Raw genomic sequence first — 16,398 nt, forward strand, 5'->3', positions numbered from 1 at the left:
CACGCCGGGTCAAGGCACGCTTTCCCGCCTTGACGCGGCGTGACGGCCGTTGAACAATCCGGCGATCGGGCCGGCAGAAGGGCCCAAAGCAACTTCAAGACAGAGAACCCACAAAGCCGCAGAGGCATCACACGTGATCAGAGAGGCATCGAAGCCGATCACCCAGCCGAGATGGGCCCGAGGAAAGTTCCCCCGGAAACATCCAACGTCCGCCCGGTGATCCACCGCCCACCGGGCCCGGCCAGAAAGCCGACCACCTCGGCGACATCCTCCGGCTCCCCGACCCGACCCAGCGCCGTCATCGCCGCCAACCCGGCGGCAGCCTCGGGAATCGCCAGGACGGCCTCGGTCATGTCCGTCCGAATCGGACCCGGCGCCACGGTGTTCACCGTGATGCCCCGGTGCCCCAGCTCGTTGGCGAGCGTCGGTGCCAACGCCTCGACCGCGGCTTTGCTCACCGTGTAACCGATCTGCGACTGAACGGCGATCCGTGTGGCCATCGATCCCACCATCACCACCCGGCCGCCCTCGTTCAGCGCCGGCAGCAACCGTTGGACGAGCAGCATCGGCGCCTTGACGTTCACTGCCAGCAGCCGATCCAGCTCGTCCTCGGTCACTTCCCCGATCGAGCTGTGCGAGCTGATCCCCGCGTTGTTGACGAGGATGTCCAAGCCGTCCCCGAAGGCCGCGGTCACCGTGTCCACCAGCCGCTCGACGGCGCCGGCGTCGCCGAACCGGGCCGCCACGGGGAAGGCGTGCCCGCCCGCGTCCTCGATCAGTGACACGGTTTCCTTGGCCGCGCCCTCGTTGCCCCCGTGGTGGACGGCGACCACCGCCCCGTCCGCGGCCAGCCGCAGCGCGATCGCCCGCCCGATGCCCCGCGAAGCTCCCGTCACCAACGCGTTCTTCGTCATGCCACGCTCCCCAAGGTCGTTGCCGGACCGTCGTGGCCCGGCGTCGACCGAAGGTTTCCGCCCGGCGCTGACCGGGCGCGTACCACGCGCGCACCGGCCGGCCGGGCCGCGGTCAGCGCGCGGCCGCGACGGCCGGCTCCCGGACGGCGACCGGCGACCGCCGCGGCAGGAACGCCGCCACGGCCAGGGCGATCAGCGCCGCCGCCGAACCCATGCCCAGCACGAGCCGGAACCCGTTCTGCGACGGCAGGGTCGCCGGTCCGAACGAGATCGTCAGCCTCGCCAGGATCAGCCCGGCCGTGGCGCTGGACACCGACGTCCCGATCGATCGCATCAGCGTGTTGAGGCTGTTGGCGGCCGCGGTCTCCGACACCGGCACGGCCCCCATCACCAGCGCGGGCATCGCCCCGTAGGCGAGCCCGATCCCCGCGCCGATGATGCTCGAGATCAGCACCAGGTGCCAGGTCGCGCTCATCAGCACGACGCCGAGGCCGTACCCCGCGGCGACGACCACCGCGCCGAGCATCAGCGTCGTCTTCGGCCCGCGGGTCGCCGAAATGCGGGCCGACACCGGGGCCAGCGCCATCATCACCAGCCCCGACGGCGCCATCACCAGGCCCACCGCCAGCATCGACTTCCCGAGGCCGTACCCGGTGGCCGCCGGCAGCTGCAGCAGCTGCGGCAGGACCAGGGACATCGCGAACATCGCGAAGCCGAACACCGCCGAGGCGATGTTGGTCAGCAGGACCTGGCCCCGCGCGGTCGTCCGCAGGTCCACCAGTGGCTGCGCGGTCCGCAGTTCCCAGCGGCCCCACAGGAACAGGACGACGACGGCGGCCGCGAACAGGCCCAGCGTCGCTGCGCTGCCCCAGCCCCAGTCGGCGCCCTTCGAGATGGCCAGCAGCAAGCACACGAGCGCGATCGAGAGCCCCGCCGCGCCCGGCACGTCGAACCGGCCGCCGGTGCGGACCGGCGACTCCGGTACCAGTGCGACGACCAGCGCCGTGACCACCACGCCGAGCCCGGCCGCGGTCCAGAAGAGCGCGTGCCAGTCCGCGTTTTCGGCCAGCAGCGCCGCCGCCGGCAAGCCCAGCGCGCCGCCGACGCCGAGTGACGCGCTCATCAGCGCCGTCGCGGAACCGAGCCGCTCGGCCGGCAGCTCGTCGCGCATGATGCTGATCCCGAGCGGGATGACGCCGGCGGCCAGGCCCTGCAGCGTCCGCCCGGCGACCATCGGCACCAGGCTGTCGGAGAGCGCGCCGATCGCCGAGCCCGCGACCAGCGCGCCGAGGCTGATCAGCAGCATCCGCCGTTTCCCGTACATGTCGCCGAGCCGGCCCATGGTCGGCGTCGCCACCGCGCCCGCGAGCAGGGTGGCGGTGATGGCCCAGGTGGCGTCGGCCGCAGAGGCGTGCAGCAGCCCGGGCAGCGCCGGGATCAGCGGGATGACCAGCGTCTGCATCAGCGAGACGGTGATGCCCGCGAGGGCGAGGACCGCGACGACGAGGTTCGCGCGCGGCGACGCCTCCCCGGCGGCTCTGGACGGATCGGACACGGGTGGGTCCTCCAAGAACGTTGAATTAAATCAGTCGCTTGACTTAGCCTAGCAGTCTTCGGTTGACTGATCACGAACCGACGGCGACGGCGGAGGAACGATGACGACGACCGAGATCCCCGAGTTCCCGATGACCCGGGCCGCGGGCTGCCCGTTCGACCCGCCGCCCGCCGCCCGCGCGCTGCAGGAGGAGCGCCCGCTCGCCCGTGTCCGGCTGTGGGACGGCAGCACGCCGTGGCTGGTGACCCGCTACGCCGACCAGCGGGCGCTGCTCGCCGATCCCCGGGTCAGCGCCGACATCACCCGGCCCGGGTACCCGAGCCCCGCGCCGCTGCCGAAGGGCGGCACCGGCATCAGCTTCATCCTGATGGACAACCCCGAGCACGCGCGGCTGCGCAAGATGGTGACGGCGCCGTTCACCATCCGCCGGGTCGCCGCGATGCGCCCGGCCGTGCAGAAGATCGTCGACGACCGGATCGGCGAGCTGCTGGCCGGGCCGAAGCCGGTGGACCTGGTCGAGGCGTTCGCGCTGCCGGTGCCCTCACTGGTGATCTGCGAGCTGCTGGGTGTCCCGTACGCCGATCACGACTTCTTCCAGGAGAACAGCAAGGTCATCGTCCACCGGGACGCCCGGCCCGAGGAGCGGGCCGCCGGCCACCGGGCGCTGATCGGCTACCTCGACGAGCTGGTGGGGTCGAAGCTCGGCAACCCGGGCGACGACCTGCTGTCCGGACTGGCCGCGCGCGTCGCGGCGGGGGAGCTGACCCGGGTCGAAGCGGCGCAGATGGGCGTCCTGCTGCTGATCGCCGGCCACGAAACGACGGCGAACATGATCGCGCTCGGCACCCTGGCCCTGCTGGAGCACCCGGACCAGCTGGCGCTGCTGCGCGAGTCCGACGACCCGGCGCTGGTCGCTTCGGCGGTCGAGGAACTGCTGCGCTACCTGAACATCACGCACAACGGACGCCGCCGCGTCGCGCTGGAGGACATCGAGATCGGCGGGCAGACCGTCCGCGCGGGCGAGGGCCTGATCATGGCGAACGACATCGCCAACCGCGACCCGGAAGCCTTCCCGGACGGCGACCGGCTGGACCTGACCCGCGACGCGCACCGCCACGTGGCCTTCGGCTTCGGCGTCCACCAGTGCCTCGGCCAGCCGCTGGCCCGGCTGGAGCTGCAGGTCGTCTACAGCACGCTGTACCGGCGGATCCCGACGCTGGCGCTGGCCACCGACGTCGAACAGATCCCGTTCAAGCACGACGGGTCGGTGTACGGCGTGTACGAGCTGCCCGTCACCTGGTGAGTCAGACGCTCCGCAGCACCGACACCACCGCGCCGAGGATCACCGCGCGGTCGCCGTCGATGACGTCGTAGGCCGGGTTGCGGGGCTCGAGGTACACGTGGCCGTCGCGGCGGCGGTAGACCTTGACCGTCGCCTCTTCGTCGATCATCGCCGCGACGATCTGGCCGGAGTGGGCCTCGGACTGCTGCTTGACCACGACGATGTCGCCGTCGCAGATGGCCGCGTCGATCATCGAGTCGCCGCGGACGCGCAGGCCGAACACCGTGCCGCGGCCGGTGAGGTCGCGGGGCAGCTTGAGGACGTCGTCGGTGTGCTCGACCGCCGAAATCGGCGTGCCGGCCGCGATGTCGCCGACGACGGGCACCGGCACCGAATCGCCGTCTTCGGCGGCGGCCGTGCCGTTCAGGAACGCGCGCACGTCGATCGGGCGTGACACCGTGGCACCGCGGCGCAGGAACCCCTTGTCTTCGAGGCTGGCCAGGTGCTTGGACACCGACGACGTCGACTGCAGGCCGACGGCCTCGCCGATCTCGCGCGTGCTGGGGGAGTAGCCGTGCTGGACCACCCAGTCCCGGATCGCGACCAGGATCCGCTGCTGCCGCTCAGGCAGGGCCGAGGGGTCGAGGTGCTCGAAGGTGTCGTCGTAGGTGGTCACCGGCGTGATCCTAGAGGCACGCGCCTCGCGGCCCGCCGCCGGTCCGGCGGTCGCGGTCCCGCTCAACGGAACACCGGGTGACAGTTGGCGCCTTACCAACATTGTTCCCGACTTTGCCAGCCGTTGACCTGAGTACCGTTTCGACGTATGGTCTAGACCACAATTTTCCTTCGCTCGTAACCCTTCCCGTCGCGGCGGACCTCCCAGCGAGGCCGGGGCCGCGGTTTCGCCGTGCCCGGCGGCGGGAAGGCGAGCCTGTCCCCGAAGGAGCTTGGGATGAATCGCAAACTGGTCGCGGCCGCCGTGGGCACCCTGCTGGCCCCGGTGCTGGTGGTGCTCAACCCCGCCGGGATCGCCAGCGCGCACGGCTACGTGAATTCGCCGGCGAGCCGGCAGGCGCAGTGCGCCCAGCACATCGTGCAGTGCGGGCAGATCCAGTACGAACCCCAGAGCGTCGAAGGGCCCAAGGGCCTGCGGTCCTGCAACGGCGGCGTGGCCCAGTTCGCCGAGCTCAACGACAACGGCAAGGGCTGGCGCGCCGCGAACGTCGGCCGCACGGTGACCTTCAACTGGACGTTCACCGCCCGCCACCGCACGTCGAACTACCAGTACTTCATCGGCGGCCAGAAGATCGCGGAGGTGAGCGGCAACGACCAGCAGCCGCCGTCGACGGTCGCGCACCAGGTGAACCTGGGCAGCCACACGGGCCGCCAGACGGTGCTGGCGGTGTGGAACATCGCCGACACGTCGAACGCCTTCTACGCCTGCATCGACCTGCAGGTGAGCTGAGCCGGGACACCGTCCACGGTGGCCGGACGGGCCGTGTCACCCCCTCGCCGACACGGCCCGCCCGGCCTGTTTCCCGGTGATGAACCGCTTGCGCAGCTCGACCACCTCGGACAGCGCCGCCAGGGCTTCCTCCGGGCGGCCCACGGTGCACAGCAGCACGGCGTGGTTGCTCAGGCTGTTCGCCAGCATCCGCAGCGCGGCTCCGGTCGGGATCGAGGGCCCGGGGCCGTCGTCCCGGGGGCGGCGCAGCGCCACGGCCTCGGCACTGACCTCGACCCCGGCCTCGGCGAAGCCCAGGCCGAGCAGCTGCAGTGACTTGGTGATGAGGCATTCGGCCAGCATCCCGGCCTGGTAGTACCGCGGGGTCTGGCGGTCCAGCTGCCGGAAGACGGCCTCCGCGTCGGTGAGCGCCGACAGCGCTTCCTCGGGCCGGCCCAGTTCGTTGAGCTGGTGGGCCTGGGTCATCAGGTCGGAGCCCAGCTCCATCAGCTCGACGTCCGGGTGGTACTCGCCCAGGACGGCGGCGAGGCCGGACGTCCGGTCGTGCGGCGCCGGGGACGCCGCCGCCAGCTCGCGGAGTTCTTCGGTCAGCGCGTGCAGATCACGTTCGGGGTGCGCGGCCGCGCGGGCGGCGACGGCACTGAGCACCAGGGGCTGCCCGGCGCAGAACTCCAGGAGCTCGGCCACGCCGTCGCTGCGCGCCCCGATCGAGCCGGCGAGCAGCTGCCGCGCGTCGGTGTCCGGCATCGGCGCGAGCGTGACGCTGTCCGCGCCGGACCCGACGACCAGGCTGTTGAGCCGGTGCCGGCTGGTGATCAGGACGGCGCCGGTCCCCGGCAGCAGCGGCTGCACCTGGTTGGAGTCCCGGGCGTCGTCGAGCACGACGAGCAGCTGCGTGCCCGCCACCAGATTCCGGTAGAGGGCGGCCCGCTCGTCGCTGCCGCCCGGCACCTCGCCGGGCGTGACGCCCAGCGAGAGGAGGAAGTCGCGCAGCACGTCGGACGGGGCCTGTGCACCGAGGTCGGTGCGCGAGCCCCACAGGTCGGCGTAGAGCAGGCCGTCCGGGAAGTCCGTGGTGTGCGCGGCGGCCCACCGCAGCGCCAGGAACGACTTGCCGATGCCGCGCGGGCCGTCGACGACGACGATGCCGGTGCTGCGGGGCCCGGTCAGCTTCGCCGTCAGGGTGTCGAGTTCCGCGGTCCGGCCGACGAACAGCCCGGCGTCGAAGGGGCGAAGCCGCGGCGGGGCGAAGGCGCGCCCCTGGGCCGGCTCCGGGCCGTCCGCCAGGGCGAGCAGCTGGTCGCGTTCGCTCGCCGACAGGTCCAGGACCTGGGCGACGCGCCGCACGGACGGCCCGTGCGGGTGCCCCCGGTCGCCGGTCTCCCACCGCCGCAGGGTCCGGATCGACACCCCGGCGGCTTCGGCCAGGTGTTCCTGGGTGAAGCCCGCGCGGGTCCGGTGCCGGCGGAGCCGTGCGCCCCAGTGCTCGGTCAATCGCCCTCCCCGTCCGTCCCTGCGCGGCCGCGAGTTCCATGATGACCGGGGAAGCGGCGGGAGACCAGGTCGTGGACCGGTCACGCGTGGCCGGTCGGCCGTCGCCGGCCCGGCGCGGTGGGTCACGCGCCGCACTGTCCACAAAGGAGCCCGGAGACCGGATACGCTGGCGCCATGGCTTTGCACGAACTCGGCGCGGCGGTGCGGCGGCTGCGCGAGAACACCGATCCCGCCGCCGCGGGGTTGCCGTCCGGGCGGCGGCGGACCCGCGGGCTGCGGCGGGAGGAGCTCGCCGAGCTGGCGGGCGTGTCGGCGGACTACGTGCGGCGGCTGGAGCAGGGGCGCCGCCACCCGTCGGCCGGGGTGGTGGCCGCCATCGCCGGGGCGTTGCGGCTCGGGCGGGCGGACTACGAGCGGCTCTGCGCGCTGGCCGGGTACGCCGCGGTCGACGGCCAGGTCCCGCGCGAGGCCGGGACGGCCGCCGTGCGGCTGCTGGAGCGCTTCCCCCACACCCCCGCCTTCCTGGCCGACGCGGCGTGGAACGTGCTCGCCGTCAACAGCGCGTGGTTCGCGTTGCAGGCCGGCGGCCCGACCGGGCACGACCGGGACTGGAACGTCGCCTGGCGCACCTTCCGCAACGCACCCCGCGGGATCAGCCGGGACGACGACGGCGCGGCCGGGTTCCGGGCGATGCTCGCCGGCCGGCTGCGGGACACCGCCCTGCGCTACCCCGCGGACGCCTCGCTCGCCGGGCTCGTCGACGAGCTGCGCACGACCAGCCGGTCGTTCGACACCCTGTGGCGGACGCCCGAACCGGTGCGCACGTACGAAAACCGGGCCGTGTTCCGGCATCCCGACGGCGCCGACCTCACCCTCGACGGCAACCTCCTGGAAGTCCCGGGCGACGGCCTGATGGCGGTGGTCCTCACCGCGGCACCCGGGTCGCGCGACGCGGCCCTGCTCGGCGAGGTCGTCGCCGCCGCCGGGCCGCCGTCCGTCGTCAGGGTGGGCCAAACCGGCCCAGGCTGAACCGGTCGGAGGCCGCGATCCTGGGGGCGAAGTGGATCACGGACGAAGGCGAGCAACCCGATGAAGGCAGTGCGGTTCCACGAGTACGGCGATCCCGGCGTCCTGCGCTACGAGGACGTGGACCGGCCCGTCCCCGGGGCCGGGCAGGTCCGGATCCGGGTCGCGGCGACGTCGTTCAACCCCGTCGACGGCAACATCCGCGGCGGGTTCATGCAGGACCCGATCCCGGTCGTACTGCCCCACACGCCCGGCATCGACGTCGCCGGCACGGTCGACGCGCTGGGCGAGGGCGTGGCCGGCCCGGAGACCGGCACCGAGGTCATCGGCTTCCTGCCGATGGACAAGCCCGGCGCGGCCGCGGAGTACGTCCTCGCCCCGGCCGACGTGCTGACCCGGGCGCCCGAGAACGTCCCGCTGGCCGACGCCGCCGCGTTGCCGCTGGTGGGGCTCACCGCGCACCAGGCCCTGTTCGACCACGGCAAGCTGACGGCCGGGCAGCGCGTGCTGGTCAACGGCGCCCGGGGCGCGGTCGGCGGGTACGCGGTGCAGCTGGCCGGGCACGCCGGTGCCGAGGTGATCGCCGTCGGCCGCACCACCGGCGACGTGGCGGCGGCGGTGACCGAGCCGGTCGACCTCGTGCTGAACCTCGCCCCGATCACCCCGGAGCGGCTGGCGGCCCTGCTGACGCTGATCCGCCCGGGCGGTGCCCTGGTGAACACGACGGTGTGGATGCCGGCCCCGTCCGACGAGGAGCGCGGCATCCGCGGCATCGACCTGTTCGTCCGCAGCGACGCCGAGCAGCTGTCCCGGCTGGTCGACCTGGTCGACCACGACGAGCTGCGGATCGACGTCGCCGAGCGGGTGCCCCTGGCCGGCTTGCCCGCCCTGCACGCCCGCGCGGCCGAAGGCGGGGTGCACGGCAAGGTCGTCGTCGTCCCGGAGCCCGCCTAGCGGGTGAAGGTGAACCAGTTGACGTTGACGAAGTCCGCCGAACTCCCGGAGAACGTCAGGTAGAGGTCGTGGACGCCGGTGGCGGACGCGACGATGTTGGCCGGCACCGTCTGCCACTGCTGCCAGCCGCCGTTGTTCGCGAAGTCGATTTCCGCGATCACCGGGCCCGTCACGCTGTCCAGGCGGGCCCGGATGGCGCCGCTGACCCCGGCCGCCGCGCCCGACGCGAGGCGGGCGACGAACTGGTGCGGCGCGCTCGAGCCGAAGTCGACGCGGGCGTACTTCAGCCAGTCGCCGTCGGCGATCCAGCCGACGTCGACGCCGCCGCCGGTGTCGGCGCACGACTCGTTCTGGGTGCCGTTCTGCGCGTTGTAGGCCTCCGCCTGGATGGTCGAGTACGCGCTCGTGCCGCCCGAGCCGGGCGGGGTGGTGCCGCCGCCCGCGCCCGGGCCGAGCGCGACCGTCCAGGACGTCGGGGCCGGGTCCTGGAGGTGGCCGTCGACCGGCTGGGCGCCGGTCGGGCCGACGTCGTCGTACGGGAAGGCGTAGCCGATCGACGCGTACTGGTGCACCAGGCGCGCGTAGTGGTTCGTGGTGGCGTCGCGGTAGTACTGCGAAGGCGGGACGCCGTCGGGCTGGTTGTTGCCGCCGGCCACCAGCAGGCTGCTGCGGTTCAGGGCGGCGGCCAGCCGGGCGGCGACCGCGCCGCGGGCGTCGCTGCCGGAGTTGTACAGCGGCCCGCTCGCGCAGCCGAAGATGTCCGCCGCGCTCGGCTTGGTGAACGGCACGCCGTTGGTGTTCAGGCCGGCGAACACGATCGCGTCCCCGCTGACCGTGCCGGTGTAGGAGCCGATGCCGCCTTGGCCGTTGATCGTCAGCGGCGTCGTGCGGTAGTGGTCCCAGACGGCGTTGAGGTAGCTGGTCCAGTAGCCGCCGAAGTCGACCGGGGAGTGGCCGGGGGCGAGCACGCGCACGACCTGGCCGGAGGCGTCGGTGACGACCAGCCGGTCCCACGGCGCGCCGTCGGCGTTGTGCTGCGCGCGCAGGCCGTCCGCGATGCTGCCGAGGGCGCCGTTGGGCAGCGGGCTGACCGACTGCGCGCCGGCCGCGCCGGTGGTGGCCATCGACACCGGCAGCGCCACCATGTCGACGTAGCTGATGTTCGCGTAGAGGTTCGCGCTGTTGTAGGTGAACTCGCAGAACGTCCAGTTCGTCTGCCAGTTCGGGTCCGCGGTGGCGAACCCGGGCTGCACCAGGCCGGGGCCGGGGTTGACGAAGAACTGGAGCTTCTTGCCGACCGAGAACCACACCCGGCCGCCGATGAGGTAGTCGGTCAGCGTCACGGTGAGCTGGGAACCCGATCCACCGAGGGGAATGGCGTAGTCGGGGATCGGCGTCACCGGCGCCGACGGGTTGGCCAGCGGCTGGAACCGCCCGTCGGCGGTCACGAAACCGGGGCGGCCCGCGGTGTCCGCGCCGCTGATGTAGGCGTAGACGGTGCCGCTGCCCGAATTGTTCTTGAGCGTCAACGGCAGGGCCGCGGCGGCGCGGGCGCCCGGCGCGGTGACGGCGGACCACAGCGGCGTGCTCGCCGCGGCGGCGACCAGGCTGGTGACGAACGTACGCCTCGACAGCATGGCACCTCCTCGAAAGCGGAAACGGTGCCCGGACGGTAGGTACGCGGTGCGGCGGGGTCAACATCCCGCGGGCCGGGTCGGGTACGGACGGCCCTCGACGGTGCCCTTTCGTAGCCGGACCACTGTCCGCGGTGGTCCGGTACTTGTCCGATGTGGACGGTGAGGTCAGCGGGCCCGCGGCGCGGGCAGGCCGGCCGCGGCCAGCGCGTCCCAGAGCGGCCGCGCGTCGACCCGCTTGGTGCCGAGCCCTTCGACGAACCGGCAGCCGAACGCGGCCGCGGTGAGGGTCGTGGTCCGGTTCTGGGTGTCGGCGAACCGCAGCCGGTAGCTGGGTCCCAGGTCCGCCGTGCAGACCGGGTCGGACGGCGCTTCGGGCAGATCGCACGCCGCGGCGGCGACCTTCTTGATCGCGGCCGCGTCGGTGCTGCGGTCCTCACCGCGCGTGCCGTCCGCCGGGCCGGGCAACGGCGGGTACAGCGGCCCGCTGACGACGAGTTCGCGGGGTTCGTAGGAGGCGGAGCACAGCGGGTCGGCCGACGCGGGCCGGGCGTTGGCGCCGCAGGCCACGCCGCTCAGGGCGACGACGAGCACGCCGGAGAGCGCGGACAGCCTTCGCATGGGATGCCTCCTTCGGTCCGTTGCCCCGAAGACGGAACGACCCGGCCCCAGGGTTGCACGGCCGGGCCTAGGAGGGCACCCCCTCGGCGAGGATGACGTCGGCGAGGTTGTCCATCGCCCGCTTCATGTCGGCTCGCAGGCCCGCCGCGACGATGCGGTGCACCAGCGGCCCGAGCGGCCCCAGGCCGAGGCGGTACTGGACCGCGTACGTCATCAGCGTGCTCTCCGACCCGTCGCCGCGGGTGATCGGCTCGAACTCGAACACGTTGGTCAGGTCCTGCAGCGGCGCGAAGCCGGTGCCCGTGTCGACGCGGCGGGCCAGGGGCTCGATCTCGCGGACCGTCCAGACGGACCGGGTGGTCAGCGGGCCGAGCGACTTGTTGTGCTCGCGGTAGGTCCGGCCGAGCTCCGCGGTGCCGTGGTGGTCGGTCACCTCCAGGACCGTCGGGACCCACTCGGCGTAGCGGTGGGTCGCGGAGATCACGTCCCACACCCGCCGGACCGGGTGGGGGATGATCGCCTGCTCGGAAACGGTGTAGTCGCGCACCATCGTCCCCTTCACTCGTGGCCGAGGACGGCGCGGGCGGCGGTCTCGCCGGAGCGGACCGCGCCGTCCAGGTACCCGTTCCAGTGGTCGGAGTGCTCGGCGCCCGCCCAGTGCACCCGGCCGAACGGCCGGTCGCGCCAGGGGCCGAGCTCGGTCAGCACGCCGGTCCCGGGCACGGACGTCGGCCCGCCGCGGGTCCACTCCTCGCCGACCCAGTCCTGTTCGAAGTACTCCACCGGCTGCAGCGCGGGCTTCCCGATCGCGGCGGCGAAGGCGCGCAGGACGGCGGCACGTCGTTCGCGGGGCGGCCGGGCCGCCCAGAGGTGCCACTGCGGGCCGCCGAGGAAACCCATGAGGACACCGGGTTCGCCGTCGGGCGGGGAGTTGTCGAACATCGAGCAGATCGGGGACGGGTGCCGGAACACGGCCTGGCCGTTGAGCCCGTCGGCGCGCCAGAACGGCTCGGGGTAGACGGCTTCGCACTTCATCAGCGCGCCGAAGGCCATCCGGGAGAACAGCGCGTCCTGCTGCGGCGGCAGCAGCGGGCGCCAGGAGATCCGGGCGGCCAGCGCGGGCGGGACGGTGACGACGACGTGCCGCGCGTGCCAGGTGTCCACATCGGACTTGACGGTCACCGAGCCGGCGTCCTGCTCGATCGCCCGCACCGGGGCGCCGAGCACCACGCGGCCGTCGAGCTCTTCGGCGATGCGCTGCGAGATCAGCTGGGAGCCGCCGGCGAAGCGGGATTCCTGCGCGCCGCCGGTGACGCCGATGCCGCGTTCCAGCGTGCCGGGTGTGGTTTCGTTGCCGAACCCCGCGATGTACCAGAGGCTATAGAGCAACGAGGTGTCGGCGGCACTGCCGCCGAAGGCCGAGCCGAGCAGCACGTTGACCAGGTCGAGCGCGCCGGTGCCGGCCGTGGTGTGCCGGAGCCAGCTTTCGAACGTCACGCTGTCCCACGCCCGCGCCTTGGGGGCGCGCCACGGCGCGTCGAGGGGGATCTTCCGGGCCAGCTGGTCGATCCGCCGCATGGCGATGCCGAGGTCGGGCAGGGCCAGGGGGTCGGGCGGGATGTCGCCGCGGTACCGGCGGGCCCGGTCGCCGTGGACGTAGACCGACGCTCCCCGGGTGTAGGCCGGGAACGTCTCGACGCCGACCTGCTTGGCCAGCGCGAGGACGTGGTCCTGGGTGGGGCCGGCGAACTGCCCGCCCGCCTCGACCACCTTGCCGTCGCCGAGGTCGTGGTTGACGGTGCGGCCGCCGACCCGGTCGCGGGCTTCCAGGACGACGACGTCCCGGCCGGCCGCGGTCAGCTCGCGGGCGGTGGTGAGCCCGGCCAGGCCCGCGCCGACCACGACGACGTCAGTGCGGCGCATCGGCGGCCTCCAGCGTCGGCGTGGCCGCGGCGAAGGCGTCGGCGGCGGCCAGGTCGAACTCGCCGTGGTCGCTGCCCAGGCCCTGGGCGACCAGGGCCGCGGCGGCGGAGCCGAGCACGGCGGCGTCCCGCGGGGACCGGCCGAGGCCGACGCCGCGGAGGAAGCCGGCGGAGAAGGCGTCTCCGCAGCCGGTGGTGTCGACGACGTCGACCGCGAACGCGGGGACGGTGATCACCTCGTCCGCGGTGATCACCAGGGCGCCGCGGGCGTCCCGGGTGACGGCGACACAGCCGACGCCCTGGCCGATCAGCGCGCGGGCGCCGTCTTCGAGGGTCTCGGCGCCGGTGAGCCCGAGGACCTGCTGTTCGTTGGGCAGCAGGTAGTCGAGGTGCGGCAGGGCGGGCGCGATCCAGGCGAGGACGCCGGGGTCGCCCGGGGCGAGCAGGTCGGCCGAGGTGACCACGCCGCCCGCCCGCGCGGGGGAGAGGATCTTCGCCGCGTTGTCCCCGCCCATCAGCTCGGGCGCGCCGAGGTGCAGGTGGGTCGCCCGGGCGACTTCGGCTTCGGCGATGTCGTCGGGGCCGTAGGTGAGGTTGGCGCCGGGGACGTGGAAGGCGGGACGGCTGCCGTCGGGGCGGATGGGCAGCACCGACGCCGAGGTCTGCACGGCTTCGCGGCGGACGACCAGGGAGGTGTCGATCCCGAACTTGGCCAGCATGGCCAGCAGCAGGTCGCCGATGGGGTCGGTGCCGATCGCGCCGGCGGTGCGGACGGCCGCGCCGAGCTTGGCCAGCGTCAGCGCGGTGCCGGCGGCGGTGCCGGCCGGGCTGAAGCGGATCTGCTCGACCAGGGCGGCACCCTGCCCGTCCGGGATGGCCTCGACCGGCCGGACCTGCACGTCGAACACGTGCGCGCCGAGCGTGATCACCGTTTGCGTCACAGATCCTCCTCGATCCGTTTGGTGCTGCCGTAACCGCGTCGCAGCGCGGCTTCGACCACCGCGGTCTGCTGGGCGGCGTCCAGGGTCCGGGGGGTGCCGATCGTGGCGGCGTTCCGGTAGAGCTCGCAGGCCCACTCGAGCAGCAGCGCGTTGTCCACCGCGGCCTGCAGCGTCGGGCCGTGCACGACGGCGCCGTGGTTGGCCATCAGCGCGGCCGACTTGCCCTCCAGCGCGGTCCAGACGTGCTCGGCGAGCTCGTCGCTGCCGAAGACGGCGAAGGGGGCGACGCGGATGGCCCCGCCGAGCAGGAGCTGCTGGTAGTGCACGCACGGGAGTTCGTCGAGCACGAGCGACACGGCGGTGGCCTGCGGCGAGTGGGTGTGCACGACCGCGGCGGCGCCGGAGCGGCGGTAGATCCCGAGGTGCAGTTCGAGTTCCGAGGTCGGCGCGAGGTCCCCGGCGACCACGGTCCCGTCGAGGTCGACGACGGTGACCTGGTCCGCGGTGGCCCGCCCGAGCACGACGCCGGTGGCGGTCACGGCGACGTGCCCGCCGGCGCGCACGCTGACGTTGCCGGCGGTGCCGATCAGCAGCCCGGCACCGGCCAGGTCGTGACAGGCCGCGACGACGGCCTGGCGCTCGGCCCGCAGGAGCGGGGTGTCCTGGGTCATCGGCTCAGCGTAGGCCAAACATGAAACAAAGTCACGTTCAGGTTCGAGGTGCCCCGGCAGGCGGCTGGTGATCGACCCTCGCGGCGTCCGGGTCGCCGGAGTCCACAGTGGTCACTGCCGCCGGTGAACCGGACGTCTCCCCGGCCCGTGTAGACGGACGGGTGTGGAGCGGAAGTACGGGAGAACGCCGTTGACTGCCATCGAAGAACGCCGGAAGCCGGACGAAACGCCGGGCTGGAACGTCGATCCGGTGCTCGTCCTGACGTTGGTCCTGTTGGCCGGATTCCTGGCGCAGGGCCCGGTCCGGCGCCTGTTGTCCACCCCGGTCATGCAGAGCTGGATGACGGTGTTCGTGGCGGTGGTCGTCCAGGCGCTGCCGTTCCTCGTCCTCGGCGTGCTGCTCTCGGCCGGGCTCGCGGTCTTCGTGCCGCCGTCGTTCTTCACGCGCGTGCTGCCGAAACGGCCGTTGCTGGCGGTGCCGGCCGCCGGGCTGGCCGGGGCGGTCCTGCCCGGCTGCGAATGCGCGTCGGTGCCGGTGGCCGGGGCGCTGGTGCGCGGCGGCGTGCAGCCGTCGGCCGCGGTGGCGTTCCTGCTGTCGGCACCGGCGATCAACCCGATGGTGCTGACCGCGACGGCGGTCGCCTTCCCCGGCCAGCCGCGGATGGTCGTCGCCCGGTTCGCCGCGAGCCTCGCGGCGTCGTGCGTGATGGGCTGGCTATGGCAGCGGCTCGGCCGTCCGGACTGGCTGCGGCCCCGCGCCCACGACCACGGCGCGGGCGGCGGCCGGGGAGAGGCGTTCTGGGGATCGGTGCGGCACGACGTCATGCACGCGGGCGGGTTCCTCGCCGGCGGCGCGATGGCCGCCGCGACCCTCAAGGCCGTGGTGCCCGCCTCCTGGCTGCACGCGGCGGCCGGCCACCCGGTCGTCGCGGTCCTGGCCCTGTCGGCCCTCGCGGTGCTCCTGTCGATCTGCTCGGAGGCCGACGCGTTCGTCGCTTCGTCGCTGACGCAGTTCTCGCCGACGGCACAGCTGGCCTTCCTGGTCGTCGGCCCGATGATCGACCTCAAGCTGTTCGGCATGCAGGCCGCCACGTTCGGCCGCGGGTTCGCGCTGCGGTTCGCGCCGGCGACGTTCGTCGTGGCCGTGGCGGCCGCGGTCGTGACCGGGGCGGTGCTGCGGTGAACCGGACCGGGCAGGCGATCCTGCTGTTCCTGGTCGGCGGCGTCCTGCTGCACGCCGGCCTCACCGGGCTGTACCTGCGGTACGTCAAGGCCGGTCTGCAACCGCTGGTGCTGGCCGCGGGCGCGGTGCTGGTGGTCGCGGCCGTCGCGACCGCCTGGTACGCCCGGCGGGGCCCGGGCGGGCCTCCGGCGCCGCGCGTTTCGTGGCTGCTGGTGCTGCCGGTGTTCGCGCTGATCCTCGCCGCACCACCGGCTTTGGGGTCCTACAGCGCGATGCGCGCCGGCACCGCGGTGACGGCGCCGCGGATCCTCACCCCGCTCCCGGACGGCGATCCCGTCCGCCTGACGATGATCGACTACGCCGACCGCGCGGTCTACGACCACGGCCGGTCGCTGGCCGGCCGGACCGTCACGATCACCGGGTTCGTGGCCTTCGACCGCGCCGGCACGCCGTACCTGATCCGGATGCTGCTGAACTGCTGCGCGGCCGACGCCCAGCCGGTGAAGGTCGGGCTGACCGGCCGCGTCCCGCCGGTGCTGCCGCCCGACGCGTGGCTGGAGGTCACCGGCGCGTACACCGGCCGGCAGGCCACGGACCCGGTCAACGGCGGCACCATCCCGTTCGTCGACGTGGACCGGGCCCGGCCCGTCACGCCGCCCGCCGATCCCTACGAAAGCCTCGGCTAGCGCCGCTGCCGCGGTTGTCGTGAGTGGTAAGGCGGGTTCTAACCCGCCTT

Annotated in this window: 16 protein-coding genes; 6 read left to right on the forward strand and 10 right to left on the reverse strand. The window is 73.4% G+C overall.

Translation table 11 applies throughout. The features are described from left to right. Positions 1–158 precede the first annotated feature (158 nt). Positions 159–914, reverse strand: coding sequence for an SDR family NAD(P)-dependent oxidoreductase (locus tag ACWEVN_RS37515; protein ID WP_452054439.1), 756 nt, complete (start codon positions 912–914; stop codon positions 159–161). Positions 915–1,026: 112 nt separating this feature from the next. Next, on the reverse strand, positions 1,027–2,469 hold the full coding sequence (locus ACWEVN_RS37520; protein ID WP_452054440.1) for an MFS transporter: 1,443 nt from the start codon (positions 2,467–2,469) through the stop codon (positions 1,027–1,029). Positions 2,470–2,569: 100 nt separating this feature from the next. On the opposite strand from ACWEVN_RS37520, the gene ACWEVN_RS37525 reads away from it, so the two are divergent. Continuing rightward, complete coding sequence (locus ACWEVN_RS37525) at positions 2,570–3,772, forward strand: cytochrome P450 (protein ID WP_452054441.1); 1,203 nt, start codon at positions 2,570–2,572, stop codon at positions 3,770–3,772. A gap of 1 nt (position 3,773) precedes the next feature. On the opposite strand, the gene lexA is transcribed toward ACWEVN_RS37525, so the two are convergent. Beyond that, the gene (gene lexA, locus ACWEVN_RS37530; protein ID WP_176176834.1) at positions 3,774–4,427 is read right to left on the reverse strand and encodes a transcriptional repressor LexA; all 654 of its coding nucleotides are present in this window, start codon (positions 4,425–4,427) and stop codon (positions 3,774–3,776) included. A 276-nt stretch (positions 4,428–4,703) separates the two neighbouring features. Here lexA and ACWEVN_RS37535 point away from each other — a divergent pair, with 276 nt between their 5' ends. Beyond that, positions 4,704–5,216, forward strand: a complete 513-nt coding sequence (locus ACWEVN_RS37535) for a lytic polysaccharide monooxygenase auxiliary activity family 9 protein (protein WP_449685698.1) — start codon at positions 4,704–4,706, stop codon at positions 5,214–5,216. Between the two features lie 36 nt (positions 5,217–5,252). Here ACWEVN_RS37535 and ACWEVN_RS37540 read toward each other — a convergent pair whose 3' ends face one another. Continuing rightward, complete coding sequence (locus tag ACWEVN_RS37540; RefSeq protein ID WP_452054442.1) at positions 5,253–6,710, reverse strand: helix-turn-helix domain-containing protein; 1,458 nt, start codon at positions 6,708–6,710, stop codon at positions 5,253–5,255. Between the two features lie 174 nt (positions 6,711–6,884). Here ACWEVN_RS37540 and ACWEVN_RS37545 point away from each other — a divergent pair, with 174 nt between their 5' ends. Both ACWEVN_RS37545 and ACWEVN_RS37550 read left to right on the forward strand, forming a co-directional pair. Next, positions 6,885–7,739 (forward strand): helix-turn-helix domain-containing protein, encoded by an 855-nt coding sequence (locus tag ACWEVN_RS37545; protein ID WP_452054443.1) that lies wholly within the window; start codon positions 6,885–6,887, stop codon positions 7,737–7,739. 60 nt (positions 7,740–7,799) lie between these two features. Further along, on the forward strand, positions 7,800–8,690 hold the full coding sequence (locus ACWEVN_RS37550) for an NADP-dependent oxidoreductase (RefSeq protein WP_452054444.1): 891 nt from the start codon (positions 7,800–7,802) through the stop codon (positions 8,688–8,690). Here the strand turns inward: ACWEVN_RS37550 and ACWEVN_RS37555 are convergent. From ACWEVN_RS37555 to ACWEVN_RS37580, 6 genes are all read right to left on the reverse strand, one after another. Beyond that, on the reverse strand, positions 8,687–10,327 hold the full coding sequence (locus ACWEVN_RS37555) for a beta-1,3-glucanase family protein (RefSeq protein ID WP_449685702.1): 1,641 nt from the start codon (positions 10,325–10,327) through the stop codon (positions 8,687–8,689). The genes ACWEVN_RS37550 and ACWEVN_RS37555 overlap by 4 nt on opposite strands. A gap of 165 nt (positions 10,328–10,492) precedes the next feature. Further along, positions 10,493–10,945, reverse strand: a complete 453-nt coding sequence (locus tag ACWEVN_RS37560) for a hypothetical protein (RefSeq protein WP_452054445.1) — start codon at positions 10,943–10,945, stop codon at positions 10,493–10,495. Positions 10,946–11,012: 67 nt separating this feature from the next. Next, positions 11,013–11,492 (reverse strand): SRPBCC family protein, encoded by a 480-nt coding sequence (locus ACWEVN_RS37565; RefSeq protein WP_449685704.1) that lies wholly within the window; start codon positions 11,490–11,492, stop codon positions 11,013–11,015. An 11-nt stretch (positions 11,493–11,503) separates the two neighbouring features. After that, positions 11,504–12,868, reverse strand: coding sequence for a flavin monoamine oxidase family protein (locus ACWEVN_RS37570; protein ID WP_452054446.1), 1,365 nt, complete (start codon positions 12,866–12,868; stop codon positions 11,504–11,506). Then, positions 12,855–13,808 carry a carbohydrate kinase family protein gene (locus tag ACWEVN_RS37575; RefSeq protein WP_452054447.1) on the reverse strand — a complete coding sequence of 318 codons (954 nt, stop codon included), beginning with the start codon at positions 13,806–13,808 and terminating at the stop codon, positions 12,855–12,857. The genes ACWEVN_RS37570 and ACWEVN_RS37575 overlap by 14 nt, the downstream gene beginning before the upstream one ends. Continuing rightward, the gene (locus ACWEVN_RS37580; RefSeq protein WP_449685707.1) at positions 13,805–14,479 is read right to left on the reverse strand and encodes a class II aldolase/adducin family protein; all 675 of its coding nucleotides are present in this window, start codon (positions 14,477–14,479) and stop codon (positions 13,805–13,807) included. The genes ACWEVN_RS37575 and ACWEVN_RS37580 overlap by 4 nt, the downstream gene beginning before the upstream one ends. A gap of 190 nt (positions 14,480–14,669) precedes the next feature. Here ACWEVN_RS37580 and ACWEVN_RS37585 point away from each other — a divergent pair, with 190 nt between their 5' ends. Together ACWEVN_RS37585 and ACWEVN_RS37590 are read left to right on the forward strand one after the other, a co-directional pair. Then, positions 14,670–15,662 carry a permease gene (locus ACWEVN_RS37585; RefSeq protein ID WP_452054448.1) on the forward strand — a complete coding sequence of 331 codons (993 nt, stop codon included), beginning with the start codon at positions 14,670–14,672 and terminating at the stop codon, positions 15,660–15,662. After that, positions 15,659–16,348, forward strand: coding sequence for a TIGR03943 family putative permease subunit (locus ACWEVN_RS37590; protein WP_452054449.1), 690 nt, complete (start codon positions 15,659–15,661; stop codon positions 16,346–16,348). Before ACWEVN_RS37585 ends, ACWEVN_RS37590 begins: the two co-directional genes overlap by 4 nt. Positions 16,349–16,398: the final 50 nt, after the last annotated feature.

The organism is Amycolatopsis sp. NPDC003861, from assembly GCF_053605405.1.